The organism is Pseudoduganella sp. R-31 (assembly GCF_049913235.1).
GTDB lineage: Bacteria > Pseudomonadota > Gammaproteobacteria > Burkholderiales > Burkholderiaceae_D > Rugamonas.
The window spans coordinates 882,550-900,026 of sequence record NZ_CP183986.1; the positions used below are offsets into that span (position 1 = coordinate 882,550).

Here is a 17,477-nt window from a genome sequence, read left to right on the forward strand (position 1 = left end):
TGACACTGCTTTACCGGTTTAAAAATGGAGCAACACATTGGAACGCAGATCCTTCCTGAAAGTCGCCGCTGCCGCCGGCGGCACCATGCTGGTCCCCGTCTTCGGCAACGCCATCGCCGCCGAAGACCTGATGAACCCGATGGCCCGCAAGTTCAAGAAAGAACTCGCCGACGCCGCGCTGAACGCCGCCACCAAGGCCGGCGCCAGCTACTGCGACGTGCGCATTGGCCGCTACCTGAACCAGTTCATCACCACCCGCGACACGCGCGTTGAAAACATCGTCAACACCGAATCGACCGGTGTCGGCGTGCGCGTGATCGCCAATGGCGCCTACGGCTTCGCCGCCACCAACGCGCTGACAGTCGACGCCGTCGCCGACGCCGCGCGCCAGGCAGTGGCCATTGCACGCGCCAACGCGCGCCTGCAGGCCTCGCCGGTGCAACTGGCGCCGGTCAAAGGCGTGGGCGAAGTCGCATGGCAGACGCCTTTCAAGAAGGATTGGCGCGAAGTGCCGATCAAGGAAAAGGCCGACATGCTGCTGGCCGCGAACAAGGCTGGCCTGGATGCCGGCGCCTCCTTCATGACCGCCAACCTGTTCCAGGTCAATCAGCAGAAATACTTTGCCTCGACCGACGGTTCCTACATCGACCAGGACGTACACCGCCTGTGGGCGCCTTTCACCGCGACTGCAGTGGACAAGGCAACCGGCAAGTTCCGCACCCGCGACGGCCTGTCTTCGCCGGCCGGCATGGGTTACGAATTCTTCGACGCCAAGCCGGAGCACAAGGTGCGCGCGGCAGGCGGCGTGACGCAGTTGTACAACGGCGGCTACGACATCATCGAAGACGCCAAGGCCGCCGGCAAGCAAGCGCGAGAAAAGCTCTCGGCCAAGTCGGTCGAGCCAGGCAAGTACGACCTGGTGCTGAGCCCTGAACACCTGTTCCTGACCATTCACGAGAACGTCGGTCACGCAACGGAACTGGACCGCGTGCTAGGCTATGAAGCCAACTACGCCGGCACTTCCTTTGCGACGCTGGACAAGTGGAAGAGCAGGAATTTCAAGTACGGTTCCGACATCGTCAATATCGTGGCCGACAAGACCACTCCCGGTTCGCTGGGCTGTGTGGGCTACGACGATGAAGGCGTGCCTTCGAAGAAATGGGACCTGATCCGCAACGGCATCCTGGTGAATTACCAGGCCACGCGCGACCAGGCGCACATCATCGGCGAGAAGGAGTCTCACGGTTGCTCATATGCGGATTCCTGGAGCAGCGTGCAGTTCCAGCGCATGCCCAACGTCTCGCTGGAAGCAGGCAAGAAGCCGCTGTCGGTGGACGACATGGTCAAGGACGTGAAAAAAGGTATCTACATCCTGGGCCGCGGTTCCTATTCGATCGACCAGCAGCGCTACAACTTCCAGTTCGGCGGCCAGTTGTTCTACGAGATCAAGGACGGCAAGGTCGGCCAGATGCTGAACGACGTGGCATACCAGTCGAACACCCAGGAGTTCTGGAACTCTTGTTCGGCCACCTGCGACCAGCGCGACTGGCGCATGGGCGGTTCGTTCTTCGACGGCAAAGGCCAGCCAAGCCAGGTCAGCGCCGTGTCGCATGGTTCCTCGACCACGCGCTTCAACGGCATCAATGTGATCAACACTGCCCGCAAGATTGACTAAGGACGCGATAGATGAAACTCCTGAGCAAAGACGAAGCAAAAAGCATTTGCGACAAAGTGATGGCCATGTCCAAGGCAGACGAGTGCCGCGTCAACCTGAGCGGAAGCCGCAAGGGCAACGTGCGTTACGCCAACAACAGCGTTTCCACTGCCGGCCTGATTGAAGATACGACCTTGGTGGTCAGCGTCGCTTTCGGCAAGAAGCAAGGTTCCGCCACCTGCAACCAGTTCGACGCCAAGTCGCTGGAAGCGGCCGTGCGCCGCGCCGAGGAAATCGCGCGCCTGGCCCCGGAGAATCCGGAATTCATGCCGGCCGTGGGCAAGCAGGACTTCAAGGCCAGCAATACCTTCAACCGTAATGCCGAGGCATTCAATCCCGAATACCGCGCAGATGTGGCCTTCGCCAGTATCGCCGCCGCCAAGAAGGCCGGCTTGCAGGCGGCGGGCTTCTTCAACGACAGCATTGGCTTCGACTGCATCGCCAACTCGAACGGCGTGTTCGGCTTCCAGGAACTGGGCGGACTGAATTTCACCGTGACCACCCGCACCGACGATGGCCGGGGCTCGGGCTGGGTCAATCGTGCCGCCTACGATCCGAAGGCATTCGATCCGCGAGCGGCATCCGAAATCGCCATCGAGAAGGCCTTGCGCTCGGTGGACGCCAAGGCCTTGGAACCGGGGCGCTATACCGTGGTGATGGAACCTGCGGCCACCAACGACCTGTTGAATTTCATGTTCAGCGCCTTCGACGCGCGCTCGGCCGACGAAGGGCGCAGCTTCCTGTCCAAGAAGGGCGGCGCCAATCGCCTGGGCGACAAGCTGTTCGACGAGCAGGTGAATGTCTGGACCGACCCGTGGGATGCCAATGCGCCGGTACTGCCATGGGACCAGGGCTCGATGCAGGCACGCGCGCGCCGTGACCTGATCAAAGGCGGCGTGATCACCTCGCTCGATTACAACCGCTACTGGGCACAGAAGCAGAAGAAAGAAGCGACTCCGCCGGCGGGCAATATCATCATGGCGGGCGGTTCCAGGTCGACCGAGGAACTGATTGCTTCGACCAAGAAGGGCATCCTGGTGACCCGCACCTGGTATATCCGCATGGTGGACCCGCAATCGGTGGCGCTGACCGGCCTGACCCGCGACGGCACCTTCTACATCGAGAACGGCAAGATCAAGCACCCGATCAAGAACTTCCGCTTCAACGACAGCCCGGTGTCGATGCTGAACAACATCGATGAACTGGGGCGTCCGGTGCTGATCGGCGATACTGATGCGCGCAAGCTGATGATCCCGGCCATGAAGGTGCGGGACTTCAACTTCACGTCGCTGTCCGACGCGGTCTGAGGAATGCCCGCCTACGATTTCTACTTCACGCGCCTGACTTACGAGTCGGGCGACTGGGATGTCGATATCCGCATGCCGAGCAATGTGCTCAACTCCCTGGTCGAATACACGACCCTGAAGGTTGATCCCGTTGAACGCATCGTCGCGCTGTCCGATCCGAAGATGCTGGAGGCGCCGTTCTGCTACCTGGCGGGCCATAAGCTGGTGCAGTTCACGCCTGCCGAGCGCAAGAACTTCGAGCGCTACGTGCGTGGCGGCGGCTTTGTTTTCGTGGACGACTGCAACCACGACATCGACGGCCTGTTTGCGAAATCGTTCGAGGCGGAAGTGGCCCGCATCTTCGGCCCGAAGGCACTGCACAAGATTCCCAACAGCCACCCGCTGTATTCCGCGTTCTTCAAATTCGACGGACCGCCGAATACCGGGATGGAGTTGAATGGCTGGGGTGACGACCTGGTGCACGACTACCTGAAGGCCGTGGAATTCGGCGGCCGCATCAGGCTTTTGTATAGCAATAAGGACTATGGCTGCGAGTGGGATTACGACTTCCGCAACAAGCGCTGGCTGGCAATCGACAACACGCGCTTCGCAGTCAACATCATTCAATACGCGTTGGGAGCATGACCGTGGCTGAAAGCGGCTGGAGCGAAAACGAGATCGGCGTACTGCACGCCAAGGTGAAGGCACTGAAGGCGAGCATGGGCCGCGTCATCATCGGCCAGGAAGAAGTGATCGACTCGCTGGTCATTTGCCTGCTGGCCGGCGGCCATGCGCTGGTGGAAGGCGTGCCGGGCCTGGGCAAGACGCTGCTGGTGAAGTCGCTGGCGCAGGCCACCGACATGGAATTCCGCCGCGTGCAGTTCACCCCGGACCTGATGCCGTCCGATATCGTCGGCACCGAGATCCTGGAAGAGGACCATGCGACGCGCAAGCGTGAGTTCCGTTTCCAGCAAGGGCCGGTGTTCACGCAGGTGCTGCTGGCGGATGAAATCAACCGCGCGCCGCCGAAGACGCAGTCGGCGTTGCTGGAAGCGATGCAGGAACGTTCGGTGACCTTTGCAGGCCAGACGCACAAGCTGCCGCGCCCATTCTTCGTGCTGGCGACGCAAAATCCGATCGAGCAGGCAGGCACCTATCCGCTGCCTGAAGCGCAGCTGGACCGCTTCCTGCTGCATATCGATGTCGGTTACCCGACGGAGGACGAAGAAATCGCGATGGTATCGGCCACCACGCACGCCGGCTTGAAAGATGCGGAACCGGCGATGGACGTGGAAACCTTGCTGCGCCTTCAGGCGCTGGTGCGCGATATCGAAATCGGCGAGCACCTGCTGCGCTACGCAACGCGCCTGGTGCGCGCCACCCGTCCGCGCGAGACGAGCGTCGAAGCGGTGAAAAAGCACGTCGGCTGGGGCGCTGGACCGCGCGCGGGCCAGGCCCTGGTGCTGGCCTCCAAGGCGCGTGCATTGATGCAGGGCCGCCTGGCGGTCACCCGCGAGGACATCGGCCACATGCTGCTGCCGGTGCTGGCGCACCGTGTCCTGCGCAATTTCGAAGCGGAAGCTGACGGCATTGCGATTGCCGACATCCTGGCCGCACTGCGCGACGCAATCAAGCCCGAGTAAGCATGCTGGAAACACCCGCGTTGCTGGCGCACTCCGCCGACCTTGAGCTGGTGATCCGCCATGTGCTGGCGGGTCTCGGCCATGGCATTCATGCGGGCCGCGAACGCGGCGCCGGTGTGGAGTTCTCCGAGTACCGTGCGTACGCGCCCGGCGACGAATGTCGGCGCGTCGACTGGAAGCTGCTGGCGCGCGCCGACCGCTATTATGTGCGCGAGGCGGAGCGTGATAGCCATGTCGCGACCTGGCTGGTATTGGATGCAACAGCCTCGATGGCAGAGCCAAGCCGCCGCGTCGATGGCTTGAGCAAGCATTGGTATGCCCGCACGGCGCTGGCTTGCGTGGCGGCGATTGCGCAGCGCCAGGGCGATGCCTTCGGGCTGCTGGTGCTCTCCAACGGCAAGGTCGAATTCACGCAAGCTTCGCGCGGCCCGCGCCATCTGCAGCGCGTGTTGGCGGCCCTGCAGCGCGCCACGCCGTCCGGCGGGCTGCCGGATGCTGAAACCCTGCGCGCAAGCCTGCACTTCGCGCGTTCGCAAAGCATGGTGTTCGCTGCAACGGACGCTTTGGACTGGCCGTCGCCGCTAAGCGAAGCGCTGGTGCGCTTGCGCCATATGCGGCATGACGTGCGCCTGCTGGCCTTGCGAACCGAAGCCGAAGTCGAAGCGGATTTCGCTGCCGGCCACGCCTATCGCGATCCGGAGGAGGGCGCTCGCCTGCATAGCTTTACCCGCGCCGACCGCGACAATTACCGCAAGGCGCTTGACTCCCACTTCGGTGCCGTGCGCACCGCATGTCGTCAGCATGACGTGCCGTTATGCGAAGCGCAGATTGAACAATCTTTGGGCGAAGCCCTGCGGGTGTGGTTGAGGAATCCGGAGGCGCGCAGGCCATGACCAGCATGCAGCCTTTCTGGTGGCTTGCCTTGCCGGTGCTTTTGCTGCCGGTGTGGTGGCATATGCGCAAGCGTGAGCGCACGCGCACCGACATTCTCGCCACGGCGCGCTTTCTGCCTGCAGCAGCGCCACAACAGCAGCGCGTGCTGCGCTGGTCGGACGTGTTGCTCCTGCTGGTGCGGATGGCATTGCTGTTTATGCTGCTTGCCTGGCTGGCGGTGCTTGTCATGCCGTGGAAGGGCGACACGGTGTTCATCGACCCATCGCTCGAATCCTCGCCGTGGGCTGCGCAACAGGTGCAATCGGCTGGCATGGGCGCCGCTGCCCGCGAGCCGCTGCCCGCCGACCTGTGGACCTGGCTGGCCCGTAACGAACACGAATGGCGCCCGGAGGCGCGCTTCCTCATCCTTGCTCCCCGTGCCGCCATGCCCGCGCTTCCCCCGCGCCTGGCCCACGCAGCAGAGCTCCGCCTCGCTCCTTCCGCCATCGCCGCCCAGCCGCCCGTCGCTGCCGTTGCGACGCCCCGTAAGCGCCACGTCGTCGTGTCCGCGCCAGCCGAGCGCCTGCCTCGCTGGCAAGCGTTGTTTGCTGCCTTCAGCACCGCCGCCGACGGCGCCAATCTCTACCTTCTCTCCGACACCCCAACCACGGACACTGAGCTGATAGTCTGGGACCATTCAGGCAACGAACCTCCAGCCTCATGGAAGGCCCCTCTCTGGTGGCGCACCGCCGTCACTAACGGGCAAACGCAAACCCCGGAGGGCCTCGCCTGGACCGCCCCGCAATGGCCATTGCATGACGTCGATGCAGCCCGCGCACTTTACGAGCGCTGGCAAGCAGCAACTGCGCAGATGTCACCTTACCCAATGCCCGCGCAAACCCTGAAGGCCGGGCGCAAAGAACCGCTAGCCGCACCGCTGGGCCGTTCACCAGAATGGCTGGCGCTCGCCTTGCTGGCGCTGTTCGCAATCGAAAGGATCCTCACCCATGCCCGCCGCCGCTGACCACCTGGCCAGCGTGCGCCAACGCATGCTGGATGCCCTGATCCGCCGCCGCATCTCCAGTTGGCTTTTGCCGCTGCTGCCCGCAGCCGGGTTGGCTGCAATAACGCTCGCAGGTACCTTTGCTGCAAAGCTGCTGACGCTGACCATTCCGCTTGCACTGGCAGGAGCCGCCATGCTCTGGGCGGCGATTGACTTCGCGCTCTGGCGCAAGCGGGTGGATGCCCAATTGTCGTCCTGGCTGAACGACGCGGTTCCGGAACTGGAGGACAGTAGTGCCATGCTGGCCGCTGCCCCGGACACGCCACTCGGCCGCCTGCAACACAATCGCCTGATCGCGCGGGTCGGCCAGGTACTCGACGATGAGCGCTTGCGCAGCATCGCAATGCAGAAAGCCCGCTTCAATGCGATTCCGCTTGCCCTGGCAGCCGTGGCGGCCGCCGCTGCATGGGCCTATGTCGCAGCGCATAGCCCTCAGTACGCGCCGCCCGCGGGCACCGGTGCGGCAGCGCCGGCAGCCATCGCGGCAGCCGGCATAAGCCTGCACGCCGAGCCTCCGCCGTACACCGGCGTGAAGCCAAGTGAAGGCGCGCCGCGCGACCTGCAGATTCCCCAGCACAGCAAAGTGCGCTGGTGCGCGGTCAACGCCGATGCCATCATTGAGCTTGGCGACGGCCAGAATTTGCGGGCGACGGCGGGCCGCTGCGCTGAATGGACCGCAAGCGATTCCATCTTCTGGCGTAGCCGCCATAATGCCAGCCAGCGCTACACAATCCGCGTCACGCCTGACCAGGCCCCGCAAGTCGCCATTGCCGCGCCGAACGAATCGGTCAGCGTCCTGAAGCCCGACGCCCAAAGCGCACAGCTCAGCGTCAGCGTCAGCGACGACTACGGGGTCGTCAAAGCAACCCTGCATATGACCCTCGCGCGCGGAAGCGGCGAAAACATCCGCTTTACCGACAAGGAAGCTCCGCTTCCCGCTTCGTCCGATCCGCGCAAGCGCAGCTGGAACAAGCAATGGATGCTGAAAGAGCTCGGCATGGAGCCCGGTGACGAACTGTATTTCTTTGTGCGCGCCAGCGACAACGCTCCGGTCCCGCATGTTTCGCAATCGCCAACCTACACGTTGCGCCTGCCCGGCCAGCAAGGCGAAGCACTCGAATCGACTGCCCTGCCATCGATGGTGAAACCGGAAAACCTGCGCAGCCAGCGCCAGATCATCATCGACACCGAACAACTGGTGGCCGACTCGCCGCGCCTGGGCGCCGCAGAACTGCGCGCCCGCAGCGAGAAGATCGCCGGCGACCAAGCCAAGCTGCGCTTGCGTTATGGCCAATTTCTTGGCGAGGAGTCTTCCCTGTTCGGCGACGAAGAACACGGCGATGGCGATGGCCATGAACACGGTGGCGCCGGCACCCAGGGCCCGGGCGGTTTCGGCACCGGAAATATCGCCGCCCAGTTCGGCCACGCCCATGACCAGGAAGGCAACGCCACCATCTTCGATCCGGCCACCAAGGAAGTCCTGCGCCGCGCATTGCGGGCGATGTGGGACGCCGAAAAGCAGCTTCGCGCCATTGCACCCAAACCGGCCTTGCCGCCGGAGTACAAAGCGCTTGGGGCGATCAAGGAACTGCAGCAGGCGGAACGCGTCTACCTGCACCGCACAGCCTTCGTGTCGCCGGCCATCAAGGAAGAAAAGCGCATGAGCGGTGAGATGACTGGCGCGGCCAGCTACCGCCGTGCGCAAGGCACGGCCAACGAATTCGTGCCGGCCGATGTGCGCGAACTGGTGCAGGCCCTCGGCGGAGATGGCGCGCTGCCCTCACTGTGGACCAAGGCTGCGCGCGAAGCAGTTGCCCGCATCAAGGATGAAGAACTACGCCTGTCGGCGCAAGCCGCCGTGCAGGATGTGGCTGATGGTTGCCAGTCATGCCGTGCCCAGTTGCGTGCCTGGCTGCGTGCGACCGTGCAGCAGCCGGCAGTGCTGTTGCAGGCACGCCCGCAAGCGCAGACAAGGTTTGGCCAGGCATTGCAAGGGAAGGGCGCGCCGTGAACGTGGATATCAACTTCCTGTACGGTGGTGCGGTGTTAGCCGGCACGGCAAGCGCCTTGCTGTACTCACGCAAGAAGCGCTGGATAGACGCTGCCTTGGGCCTGGCGGCCGGCGCCTCGCTGGCGACCCTGCTTGCCGCCCCCGCTGCTCCTGCTGGCGGTGCGCAGCCAATAGTCCTGGCGACAGCAAGTGCTTCGCCAGCGGCACCGGACGATCGGTTGGCGGAGGCGCTGGCACAGATGCCGTCGGCGCTTCGCGATACCCCTGTGGAAGTGCAGGGCCAGGGCCTGTACGAGGCGCAATGGCGTGACATGCCCGTACGCCCTATCCAGTGGAAGCCGGCACAGGACGGCCTGCTTTGGTTGGACTTTCCACGCTCCCTGCCGCTCGGCCGCAGTTTCGCGCTGACCGTGCGGCGCGATGCCCCGCAGGCGGGCTGGCGCTTGCAGCTGCTGGCTGAAAATGGCCAGGTGCTGGCTGAATCGCGCGCCGCGGCTGCGGCAGACACCTTGACCGTGCAATGGCAACCGCCCTTGGCTGAATCGATGGTCTTGCAGGCGCGCCTGCTCGACAAGGATGGAAAGACCGCTGCGCAAGGCCCGGTGCCGCTGCGGGTTCTGGACGCCGTCCCCTTGCAGGTGCAGGGCCGCTTTGGCGCTGCGTCCTTTGACGCGCGCGTGCTGTACCAGTTGTTGACGGACTCCAACGCCATCGTCGATTGGCAAACCACGCTTGGCAAATCGCTGACGCGCAACGAAGAAGCACGCGCACCGCTGACGCATCCCAACATGCTGGTAGCCGATGCCGCCTGGCTTGAACGCGGCGGACTGCGTGGTGCGCTGGCGCAGGTTGCTCAAGGCTTGCCGCTGCTGGTCCTTGGCGGCAATGCAGACGATGCAGCGCTGTGGCAGCGTGAGACTGGATTGAAGTTGTCGGCGCAGTCGGCCACCACGGAGCAGGAAGATACGCGCCACCTACCATTCGCAGGCGCCACCCTGGCGTTCGCTCCCGGCGCACAAACGCCGATGGCCAGCGGCGCCTGGCAGCCCGTCGCGCGCGACAAGGACGGCAAACCCTGGTTGTGGCAGCGAGACTGGCAAAAAGGCCGCATCCTGTGGCTGGGCGTTCGCGACTGGCACCGGCACGCCATCAGCGAGCCGGCGGCTCTCGGCCAGTGGTGGCAGCAAGTGATCGACTTTGCCGCGTCGGGCAGCGAGCAGAAATTGCGCTGGCTTGATGCCGACCCAATGCCGCTGCCAGGCTTGCGCACTGAAATTTGCGCGCAAGGCGTGGCGACGGGCGGCGCTGTCACGGTGGGGCAGGAGGCCCTGCACTGGCAGGCCCGCAGCGAGCGCGCGGATTCGGCGTGCGTTGCACTGTGGCCGCGCGGTGCTGGCTGGTTACCGGTACGCACCGGCCAGGCGGAAAGCGCAGTCTACGTGTACGCTGCGCAAGACTGGCCGGCATGGCAGGCTGCGCTGCGGCATGACGCGACTGCCCGTTACGTTAGCCGCAGTGCACAGCCGATTGCCGGACTGGGTGCGGTCGATGCGGCCACGCTGCGTACCGGCGAACCGCAACCGTGGCCTATTGCAGTGCCGCGCTGGATGCCTGGCCTTGCGTTTGCCTTCTGCATGTTGCTCCTGTGGTGGCGTGAACGCCGCTGAACCGCAAGCTGTGCTAATGTCATCGCATGAAAGCGATCGACGAATTCCGTGCCAGGCCGGGCCTGCGCCTACGCGACAAGGATGCGAAATCGGACAGCAAGCCCGATCGGGAAATGCTGGACAAGATGTTGGACGACATCTCCGACCTGCAGGAGATGTTGTACGCCGAGCGCAAACGCAAGCTGTTGATCGTGTTGCAGGGCACGGATACCTCCGGCAAGGACGGCACCGTGCGCCACCTGTTCAGCAAAATCAACCCGATGGGCTTGCGCGCCGTGGGTTTCCGCGCGCCGACCGAGATCGAAGCCGCGCACGACTTCCTGTGGCGCATCCACCGCGAAGTACCCAAAGCCGGCGAGATCGCGGTCTTCAACCGCAGCCATTACGAAGACGTGCTGATCACGCGCGTTCTCGGCAAGATCACGCCGCAGGAATGCAAGCGTCGCTATGCCCAGATTCGCGACTTCGAACGCATGCTGGCCGAAAGCGGCACCACCATCGTCAAGCTGTTCCTGCACATTTCAAAGGATGAGCAAAAAGAACGCCTGCAGGAGCGAGTGGACGATCCGCACAAGCACTGGAAGTTCGACCCCGAAGACCTGAAGCAGCGCGAACTTTGGAAGAACTACCAGAAAGCCTACGAGGATGCGATTACGGAGACCGACGCCGGCCATGCGCCGTGGTACGTGGTCCCCTCGGATTCAAAACGCTATCGCAACGAAGTCGTTGCCCGCCTGCTGCTGGAAACCCTGCGCGGCATGCGGCTCGACTGGCCGCCGCCGGACAAGCGGCTGTTGAAACTCAAGGTTCGCTAGCCCAGTCCCGCACATAAGCCGGCGCCGCGGCCTTGCACTCCGGATCGGTGACCGGCGCGGTGCGCCATTGCACGAACGGCAGTTCGCCCGCCCAGGCAGCGATGCCCATGTCTTCCTCGTCGTCGTTTGGCCCGCCGCTGCGCACCTTGCACGCCGCTTCCGCCAGCGGGATCCGCAGCACTGTGGTGGCAGCATGTTCCTTGTCGTTGCCGCCGCGGACCTCGAGGCGGCGGCCCGGCGCCAGATGATCCATGAAGGCATCCAGCGTGCGGCGCTGCTCCGTCTCGTCGACCGCTTCGAAGCGGCCGTAGATCATTACCGAGCGATAGTTCATCGTATGGTTGAAGGCCGATCGCGCCAGAACCAGGCCGTCCAGGTGGGTGATGGTGACGCAGGCATCCTGCGCCATCAATTGCTTCAGCATGCGGCTACCGTTGGAGCCATGGATGTACAGGTGGTCGCCTTCGCGCCAGCAGGCGGTCGGGATGCAGTGCGTGCACTGCCCGTCGCTGAAGGCGATATGGCAAATGTAGGCGGCATCGACGATGGCGCGCACAAGGTCGGGTTCATAGGCGGCGTTGGCGGCGCCACGTCGCACGCGGGTGCGGTCGGATGGGGGAGGTGTTGTATTCATGGCATCGGACTATAATGTCCTGCTGGCCCCTGTAACAGGTCCAGGGCTATGCAAAACCATGGAGCCACGATTGGACTACTCGCTGCTGATCTCGAACTTCACCGCCAGCCATGGCCACCACGGCTGGCCGCGCCAACGCCTGCTGCACGAATGCCTGCGCTCTGCCATCCGCGACGGCACGCTGGCTCCCGGCACGCGCCTGGTTGCCACCCGCGCGCTGGCAGCGGAACTGGGCGTGGCGCGCAACACGGTGCTGTACGCCTACGAGCAGCTCACCAGCGAAGGCTATGTGGTGACCGACCGCAGCGGCACCATTGTTGCCGCCGTGGCGCCTGCCCGGCAGCAGCAAGCCAGCGTGGTGGTCCCGCACAAGGGCCTGTCGCAGCGGGCGCAGAACCTGCGCCACAGCACCGCTTCTGCCGCCAGCGGCACGCCCTTCGTGCCGGGCGTTCCCGACCTGCCAAGCTTCCCGATCGGCCTGTGGCGCCGGTTGCTGGAGCGCGCCTGGCGTTCGCTGCCCACCGACAAGCTGAATTACGGCGACCCGTGCGGCGAACCGGTGCTGCGCGAAGCCATCGCCGACTACCTGCGCGCCTCGCGCGGCGTGATCTGCGAAGCGGCGCAAGTGTTCATCACGGACGGCAGCCAGAGCAGCCTTGACCTGTGCGGACGCGCCTGCGCCGACGCCGGCGAAACGCTGTGGATGGAAAACCCCGGCTACGGCGGCGCCATGGCCGCCTTCCGCGCCGCCAGCCTGAAGCTGGAGCCGATCGAGGTCGACGAGGAAGGCATCGCCCCGCGCTCCGAAGACTGGAAGGAGCGCCCGCCGCGCCTGATCTACACCACCCCTTCGCACCAGTACCCGACCGGCACCGTGCTATCGCTGGCGCGCCGCATGGCCCTGATCGACGGCGCACGCGCCTGCGGGGCCCTGATCATCGAAGACGATTACGACAGCGAATTCCGCCACGACGGCCCGCCGCTGGCATCGATGCAAGGCTTGCAGCCGGACGCCCCGGTGCTGTACTGCGGTACCTTCAGCAAGACCATGTTCCCCGGGCTGCGCATCGGCTACCTGGTGGTGCCGCCGTGGCTGGTGCAGCCGCTGGCGACCATGCGCCAGCAATCGGCCTCGCGCGGGCGCGCCGCCGACCAGCTGGCACTGGCCGAATTCCTGCGCAGCGGCCAGTTCGCCCTGCACCTGCGCCGCATGCGCCGCGTCTATCGCGAACGGCGCGACGCCCTGGTGGAAGCGCTGGACAGGCACCTTGGCAGCATCGCCAGCGTACAGGGCGCCTCGGCCGGCATGCACCTTGCGCTGCGCTGGGAAGACCCGCGCCTGTCCGACGTGGAGATCAGCCGCCGCGCCCTCGAGCAGGAAGGCATGATTGCCAACGCCCTCAGCGTGCACGCCGTGGCCGGCCAATGCAGCTGGCGCGGACTGGCCCTGGGCTATGGCCAGGTCGATCCCGCCGGGGTAGATGCGCTGGTCAAGCGCCTGGCCGGTGTCATTCATTTAACGGCCTACGAAAATTTTTACCGAAAGTTCAAATAGTTGATCGAAAACCTGCGCCGCTTGTTTTTAGAATGAAGTAAATCTGGCCTGACCAGATGTAGTCAAAAACAAAAAACGAATACTGGGGCGCAATGAATCAACATTTCCTGAAGCTGCGGCAGAATTTCAAGGCCGACATGATGGCGCGCTACGCCGTCGACGAACAACTGTTTGACGAAACCAGCCAGTGCATCGCACCCCTGGCCGTGCCGTTTTCGGTGCGCCGCGGCGAGCTGCTGCAGCGCGTTGGCCAAGCCTCGCGCGACGTCTTCTGGCTGACCGGCGGCGTGGCCCGCGTGGGCTATGTCAGCGAAAGCGGCAATGAAGTCACGATGCGCTTCGCCACCGAGAGCCATATCGCGAACGCCTATGAAGACTTGCTGGAGTTCCGCGGCGAGCTGCCGGCGCGTTCCTTCATCGTGGCCGAGACCTCGGTGCAGGGTTTCCGATTCGACTGGGAGCAAATGAGCGTGGCGCGCAGCCAGCACCCGGTGCTGACCGCCTACATGACGCGCCTGCTGGAGTTTGCCGTATGCAGCCAGGCGCGCCGCTTCATCACGCACACCGCTTCGAGCGCCGAAGAGCGCCTGGCCAATTTCAGGGAAGAGTATCCGAACCTGGAACGCCGGATTTCGCAGAAGGTGCTGGCATCCTACCTGCAGATCACGCCAGCCTACCTGTCGCAGCTCATGCGCCGCGAACAGGAAGCCGCCTAGCGCTCCTGCTGCTCCTGCTCCTGGCGCAGCAGGGTGGACATGTATTGCGGCGTAATGCCCAGGAAGGAGGCCAGCGATTTCTGCGAAATACGCTGCTCCAGTCCCGGGTATTGCTCGCGGAAAGCCGCCAGGCGGCAGTTGGCGGACGTCATGCTGCGCACCAGGCAGCTTTGCGAATAGCGGCGGATCGAGTGCTCCGACACCTTCAGGTAGTACTCGCGCATGATGCTGTGCTCTTCGCGCAGGCGGGCCATGGTGGCCCATTCCACGCGGATCGCCGTCACCGGGGTCTCCGCAATGATGAATTCCTGGGCCGGCTGGCCGTCCTGGGCCGCCAGCAAGTCGTGGTGCGATCCGCAGGTATCGCCTTCCGCCGAAAACGCCATCGTCACATCGGCGCCATCCTGCGTGATCATGCCGCGCCGCGCCACGCCGCGGTAAAGCCAGTAAGCCACGCTGGCCGGCACGCCCGCGCGCTGCAGGTATTCGCCCTTGCGGAAATGTACCTCGACCACGTGCGGGGCGAGAATGCGATTGAAGGCATCGAACATTTCACGCGATACGCCGATGCGGCTCATCGAGTATTCGCTGAATTCTTCTCGCTGTTTTAGGAATGCTTCGGACATTGCGGCAACTCTTGGTCTTTATGACAATATTGTTTCTTGCCTGAAACCACAGGCCCCGCAATATAAACCACTGAAAGACGCCGGGCAATCCCGCCGTGACGACTGTTGCGTCCTACCAGTTAAATTTAGTAACTACTTGATAATCTTCAACTATTTAAACAGGAAACGCGCGCGCATGTAGCTATACTACGCGTTGGCCATCCAGTCGCGCATGCCGTCCACCCAGGGACGGGCATTCAGGTTAAGCGATTTCCTGATTTGGTTGGCGCGATCGTACAACAGTGAGAAATCGATCGATGGCGAACGCTTGAAAGCAATCACCACGATGTTGGCGTCGTGCACTTCCGGCAGCCACACCACCGCGTCGAACACCAGTTCCATGTGCTGCAGGTTCTTGGCGTAATTGTCGAAATCGCCAAATACATTGGTGGTCATGATGCCGTCCGGGCCCAGGCAGTCGAAGCAAGCCTGGTAGAACTCAGGCGTATCGAGCACCGGGCCGCGCGCTTCCTCGTCGTACAGGTCGACTTGCAGCACGTCCACCGTGCCATGGTTGCGCCGGTCGAGCACGAAGTCCATGGCATTCATCTGGCGCACCTCGAGCCGCTCGTCGTTCGGCGGCAGGCCGAACTTCTCTTCGCAAATTGCAATCACGTTCGGATTGAGTTCAATGGCGGTGACGCGCGCCTTGGGGAATTGGCGGTAGCTGAACTTGGTCAGGGCCGCGCTGCCCAGGCCGAGCTGGACAATATGGCGGGGAGCGGGAATGAATAGCGTCCACATCATCATCATGCGCACGTATTCAAGCTCGATCATGTCGGGCTTGGACAGGCGCATGGCGCCCTGCACCCAGGACGTACCCAGGTGCAGTGAACGGACACCTTCGAACTCGGTGATGGTGGCGGGAGGAAAACCAGGCTGGTCGAATCTACGGGAAGTCATGGCCGTAAGTTTACCAGCCCGGCGCTCAAGCTTCCCGGCGGCGCCTGCAGGCCGCTGCGCCGGCCACGCCGAGCCCCGCCAGCAGCAGGGCATATGCGCCCGGCTCCGGCACCGCGCTGATGTTCAGCGTTCCCGAGTAGCTGGCCGAGGCGGGCGTGAAACTGGTGTCTTCAAAATTCACGTAGCCGAAGACACTCAGTTCCAGTGGACCCGAGATCACGGTCGGCAACAGGAAACCGTATTCGAAGAGACCCGGACCGATCAGGCTCAAGGCGTTGCCATTGACGTAGGCGGCGGTGAGGGTGACATCGGTGTTCGGGCTGAAGCCCAGGGTCACCAGGCTGGCATCGACCGAATAGGTGCCGGCGCTGGGCGAGAAATAGAAGGTATCAGAGAAGGCTCCCTGTTCCAGGTGGGTCACGCCGAAAGCGGCGGAAAGTTCGGTGGCGCTGCCGCCGAGGTTGACGTTGGTAACAACGTTGTCGGCCTGCACCGCCGTGGCGGCCAGTGCAAGCAGCATACCCATGGCTGTCTTCATGGTGTTCTCCTGAAAGCGCAGGCGAGGCGCCTGCACATTCCAAGGTAGGCCGCACCGCTACTGTTTGATCTACATCAAAGCGGAAGGATGATTGCCACCGCAAGACCGCCACCATCGCGGTTGGCCAGCGCGATGCGGCCACCATGGGCTTCGGCGATCTCGCGCGCCAGCGCCAGGCCGAGGCCGGTGCCGCTGCGCTTGGTGGAATAGAATGGCACCAGGGCGTTGGCCAGCACCGCCTCGCTCATGCCGGGGCCGCGGTCCTGCACTTCGATGCGCAGCATGCCTTGCTGGCGGCGCAGCTCGAGGCTGACTTCTTCGGGTGGCGAGCCTGACTCGTGGGCATTCTTCAGCAGGTTGAGCAAGGCTTGCTCCATCTGGGCGGCGTCGAAGGCGTGCGCTTCGGCCGGCACTTCGCCATGCAGCTTGAATTGCACCTGGTCGGACAAGGCGGCCAGGAAGGCGCCCCAGTCCTGCTGTTCAAGCCGCGGCGTGGGCAGCTTGGCGAAGCGGGCGTAACCGAGGATGAAGCCCTCGAGGTGGCGTGTGCGTTCCTCGATGGTGGCCAGGATTTGCGGCAAGCGCTCGGTCTGGCCGCGCCGCACCAGTTCGCTGCCCGAATGGGCCAACGAAGTCAGGGGGGCCAGCGAGTTGTTCAATTCATGGCTGATAACGCGGATCACCTTCTTCCATGTCTGGACTTCCTGGCGGCGCAGTTCCTGCGTGAGCTGGCGCAGCAACAGCAGTTCGTGCGGACGGCCATTCAGGCTGAAGCTGCGCCGTGCAAGGTGGAAGACTTCTTCCTCCTCGCTGTCGCCGATGGTAAACAGGCCATCGCCGCCGCGGCCCAGGGCTTCGCGCAGGGCCGGCTGTACGCGCGCCAGCAACTCCGCCAGGCGCAGGCCCTCTAGCTTGCGGCCCTCGTTGACCAGCTGGCGCGCCGCCAGGTTGCCGAACACGATGGCATCGTTGTCGGTAACCAGCAGCATGGCGACCGGCGTGTGCTGGACCATGGTGTCGAGCAGGAGCTCGCGCTGCACCAGGCCAAGACGCTGCTCGCGCAGCACCTGCCCCAGTTCGTTGTGAGCGGCTACCAGGTCGCTCAATTCATCGTTCTGCGGCCAGTGCAGGCTGAAGGAAAAGTCGCCATCGCGGTAGCTGGCAACGGTGCCGGTGAGCGCGCGATACAGGGAAAGCTGGCGCTGCAGCTGGGCGCGGATGGTAATCACCGCCAGCGGTACCAGGCACAGCAGTGAAATGCCAAGCACGATGGTTGGATGCTTCGGCAAGAGCTGGTCCAGCCCAAGCGCAATCAGGATTCCCGTCGCCGTCAGCGTCCCCACCAACGCCGACCACAGAGTCAAAAGCGAAAGGCGCATAGCTTATACGGTCGT

Annotated in this window: 16 protein-coding genes; 11 read left to right on the plus strand and 5 right to left on the minus strand. The window is 63.8% G+C overall.

The window, feature by feature from the left end; translation table 11 throughout:
* Positions 1-37: 37 nt before the first annotated feature.
* Genes ACN9MY_RS03950 through ACN9MY_RS03990 form a run of 9 tightly spaced genes read left to right on the plus strand, consistent with a single transcriptional unit; the run spans position 38 to position 11,072 of the window.
* Entirely contained in the window at positions 38-1,675 is a 1,638-nt protein-coding gene (locus ACN9MY_RS03950; protein ID WP_426167695.1) for a TldD/PmbA family protein, read from the plus strand.
* 11 nt (positions 1,676-1,686) lie between these two features.
* Entirely contained in the window at positions 1,687-3,021 is a 1,335-nt protein-coding gene (locus tag ACN9MY_RS03955) for a TldD/PmbA family protein (protein WP_426167697.1), read from the plus strand.
* Between the two features lie 3 nt (positions 3,022-3,024).
* Positions 3,025-3,645, plus strand: a complete 621-nt coding sequence (locus ACN9MY_RS03960; RefSeq protein ID WP_426167699.1) for a DUF4159 domain-containing protein — start codon at positions 3,025-3,027, stop codon at positions 3,643-3,645.
* On the plus strand, positions 3,642-4,643 hold the full coding sequence (locus ACN9MY_RS03965; RefSeq protein WP_426167701.1) for an AAA family ATPase: 1,002 nt from the start codon (positions 3,642-3,644) through the stop codon (positions 4,641-4,643). The genes ACN9MY_RS03960 and ACN9MY_RS03965 overlap by 4 nt, the downstream gene beginning before the upstream one ends.
* A 2-nt stretch (positions 4,644-4,645) precedes the next feature.
* Positions 4,646-5,536, plus strand: coding sequence for a DUF58 domain-containing protein (locus ACN9MY_RS03970; RefSeq protein ID WP_426336855.1), 891 nt, complete (start codon positions 4,646-4,648; stop codon positions 5,534-5,536).
* Positions 5,533-6,540, plus strand: coding sequence for a hypothetical protein (locus tag ACN9MY_RS03975; protein ID WP_426320649.1), 1,008 nt, complete (start codon positions 5,533-5,535; stop codon positions 6,538-6,540). Before ACN9MY_RS03970 ends, ACN9MY_RS03975 begins: the two co-directional genes overlap by 4 nt.
* Complete coding sequence (locus ACN9MY_RS03980; RefSeq protein WP_426320651.1) at positions 6,524-8,590, plus strand: DUF4175 family protein; 2,067 nt, start codon at positions 6,524-6,526, stop codon at positions 8,588-8,590. The genes ACN9MY_RS03975 and ACN9MY_RS03980 overlap by 17 nt, the downstream gene beginning before the upstream one ends.
* Positions 8,587-10,257 (plus strand): hypothetical protein, encoded by a 1,671-nt coding sequence (locus ACN9MY_RS03985; RefSeq protein ID WP_426320653.1) that lies wholly within the window; start codon positions 8,587-8,589, stop codon positions 10,255-10,257. The genes ACN9MY_RS03980 and ACN9MY_RS03985 overlap by 4 nt, the downstream gene beginning before the upstream one ends.
* Positions 10,258-10,283: 26 nt before the next feature.
* The gene (locus ACN9MY_RS03990) at positions 10,284-11,072 is read left to right on the plus strand and encodes a PPK2 family polyphosphate kinase (protein WP_426167711.1); all 789 of its coding nucleotides are present in this window, start codon (positions 10,284-10,286) and stop codon (positions 11,070-11,072) included.
* Here the strand turns inward: ACN9MY_RS03990 and ACN9MY_RS03995 are convergent.
* Positions 11,059-11,706: a pyridoxamine 5'-phosphate oxidase family protein gene (locus tag ACN9MY_RS03995; RefSeq protein WP_426167713.1), complete on the minus strand. Its 648-nt coding sequence runs from the start codon at positions 11,704-11,706 to the stop codon at positions 11,059-11,061. The genes ACN9MY_RS03990 and ACN9MY_RS03995 overlap by 14 nt on opposite strands.
* 70 nt (positions 11,707-11,776) lie before the next feature.
* On the opposite strand from ACN9MY_RS03995, the gene ACN9MY_RS04000 reads away from it, so the two are divergent.
* A complete protein-coding gene (locus ACN9MY_RS04000) occupies positions 11,777-13,261 on the plus strand; it encodes a PLP-dependent aminotransferase family protein (RefSeq protein WP_426323679.1) in 1,485 nt (494 codons plus the stop codon).
* Between the two features lie 92 nt (positions 13,262-13,353).
* Positions 13,354-13,977: a Crp/Fnr family transcriptional regulator gene (locus ACN9MY_RS04005; protein WP_426167715.1), complete on the plus strand. Its 624-nt coding sequence runs from the start codon at positions 13,354-13,356 to the stop codon at positions 13,975-13,977.
* Here ACN9MY_RS04005 and ACN9MY_RS04010 read toward each other — a convergent pair.
* From ACN9MY_RS04010 to ACN9MY_RS04025, 4 genes are all read right to left on the minus strand, one after another.
* Complete coding sequence (locus ACN9MY_RS04010; RefSeq protein WP_426167717.1) at positions 13,974-14,603, minus strand: Crp/Fnr family transcriptional regulator; 630 nt, start codon at positions 14,601-14,603, stop codon at positions 13,974-13,976. The two genes, ACN9MY_RS04005 and ACN9MY_RS04010, sit on opposite strands and share 4 nt — an antisense overlap.
* 186 nt (positions 14,604-14,789) lie before the next feature.
* The gene (locus ACN9MY_RS04015) at positions 14,790-15,545 is read right to left on the minus strand and encodes a spermidine synthase (protein ID WP_426167719.1); all 756 of its coding nucleotides are present in this window, start codon (positions 15,543-15,545) and stop codon (positions 14,790-14,792) included.
* A gap of 25 nt (positions 15,546-15,570) precedes the next feature.
* Positions 15,571-16,083: an FxDxF family PEP-CTERM protein gene (locus ACN9MY_RS04020; protein WP_426320657.1), complete on the minus strand. Its 513-nt coding sequence runs from the start codon at positions 16,081-16,083 to the stop codon at positions 15,571-15,573.
* A 74-nt stretch (positions 16,084-16,157) separates the two neighbouring features.
* Positions 16,158-17,462, minus strand: coding sequence for a sensor histidine kinase (locus ACN9MY_RS04025; protein WP_426320659.1), 1,305 nt, complete (start codon positions 17,460-17,462; stop codon positions 16,158-16,160).
* Positions 17,463-17,477: the final 15 nt, after the last annotated feature.